The sequence below is a fragment of the Methanocrinis sp. genome, from assembly GCF_049974945.1.
Taxonomy (GTDB): domain Archaea; phylum Halobacteriota; class Methanosarcinia; order Methanotrichales; family Methanotrichaceae; genus Methanocrinis.
Genome location: NZ_JBNGCU010000168.1, coordinates 1 through 1665, shown reverse-complemented (window position 1 = coordinate 1665; position 1665 = coordinate 1). Strand labels below are relative to the sequence as shown.

Here is a 1665-nt window from a genome sequence, read left to right as displayed (position 1 = left end):
CCGATCCTCAGGATCATGAGGGAGAGGCCCGAGTTCTTCGTATTCTCAAGCCTCAAGGACTTCTATGCCATGAGGCCGGAGAGCCTGGACGCCAGGACCGCAGAGCTGGTCACCATCGCCGCTGCCGCCGGGGCCGGGGCTGAGAAGTGCCTCAAGGTCCACATCAACGCCGCCCTGAGAGCCGGAGCGACGAGAGACGAGATCCTGGACGTGATCTTCATCGCCGCCGCCATCGGCCAGACCAGGGTCCTCGCGCCCTCCCTCAGAACCTTCGCCGAGATCTTCGAGGGGCGAGGTGTCGAAGAGCCCTTCGATGGTTGAAAAGGCTCAATAATCCCGCGGAAAGATACATTTAAAAAAAGGAGGTCTGAAGAGTTGTCGGCCCAAGAACCGCCGGCCATCGTACTGGTGGCTTATGGAAGCCTCGACCCCGAGGCGAGGAAGACCTACGAGAGGATCAGAGCCGCCTTTCGGCGCGAGTTTCCGGAGTCAGAGGTGAGAATCGCCTTCACCGCCGATTTCATCCGGCGAAAGATAGCCCGAGACGGTGGGAAGTTCGTCCACAACCCCCTGACGGCTCTGGCGGAGCTTCAAGATGAAGGCCACGCCGACGTCGTCGTCCAGTCCCTCCACGTCGCCCCCGGCTCCGAGTTCCACGAGGCTGCAGCCCTCGTCAGCGCCCTCGCATCCGTCCGGGGAAAGTTCGGATTTCGGAACCTGGAGATGGGGGTGCCACTTCTCGCCAGCGGCCGCGACTTCGATCTGACGTCTGAGGCCCTGGCCCCGGAGTTCGATCGGGTCACCATCGACGGCGAGGTCAAAAACCGGCCCCGAAGCCCGGAGGAGACGGCCGTCGTCCTCACGGGCCACGGGACCGACCATCCCGCAGACTGTGCCTACTCCCGGATGGCGAAAGTTCTTGAACGAGATCACAGGAACGTCTTTTTGGGGACGATCGACGGCTTTCCGGGGCTCGAAGAGACGATGGCCGAAGTCAAAGGAGCGGGGGTCGCGAAGGTGAGGCTGATCCCGTTTCTGGTGGTGGCCGGAGGCCACGCCAAAAAAGACCTCGCCGGGGAAGACCCCAGATCCTGGAAGTGCAGCTTTGAGAGGGCGGGCTTTGAGGTCGAAGTCCACCTCCGAGGAATTGGCGAAAATCCGCGGGTGGTGGGGGTCTTCGCGGAGCACACCAAAATGGCGGTCGAGAGGTTCCGGACGGGCGAATGAAATCCCTTCCACCTGCGCCTTCACTCTGATGACTCCTTCCACCCCTCCAGGCCCTCCCGATAGAGGAAGGCGACGATCAGGAGGCCCACGATGGGGTCGGCCTGCCAGAAGCCGAAGAGGTAGTTCGCCCCGAGCCCCACCAGCAGGGCCACCGAGAGGAGGGCGCAGGCCAGGGTCTCTTTTGAGTCGGCGATGAGAGCCCGGCTTTTGATGGCCACCCCCAGATCGCGCTTCTTGCGGGCGAGGATCGGCATTATGGTCATCGAGAGGAGGGCGATAGCGATCCCCGGAATTGAGGGGTCGGGCACCTCTCCCTCGACCAGCTTTCCCGCCGACTCGATGAGGACGTAAGATCCGAGGAGAAAGAAGGTCAGGGCGACGAACCTCTCCGCCCTCCTCTCGATCTTCTCCTCTTCCTCCTCTGTGCCCGTCCGGTGC

General features: G+C 62.7%; 3 protein-coding genes. 2 read left to right on the top strand and 1 reads right to left on the bottom strand.

Going from position 1 to position 1665, the window contains the following annotated elements:
- On the top strand, positions 1-321 hold a 321-nt coding region (locus ACP5EL_RS10210), incomplete at its 5' end, for a carboxymuconolactone decarboxylase family protein (RefSeq protein WP_428402405.1).
- Positions 322-375: 54 nt separating this feature from the next.
- A complete protein-coding gene (locus tag ACP5EL_RS10205) occupies positions 376-1227 on the top strand; it encodes a sirohydrochlorin cobaltochelatase (protein WP_428402404.1) in 852 nt (283 codons plus the stop codon).
- Positions 1228-1247: 20 nt separating this feature from the next.
- On the opposite strand, the gene ACP5EL_RS10200 is transcribed toward ACP5EL_RS10205, so the two are convergent.
- The coding region (locus ACP5EL_RS10200; protein WP_428402403.1) for a cation diffusion facilitator family transporter at positions 1248-1665 on the bottom strand (418 nt) is incomplete at its 5' end.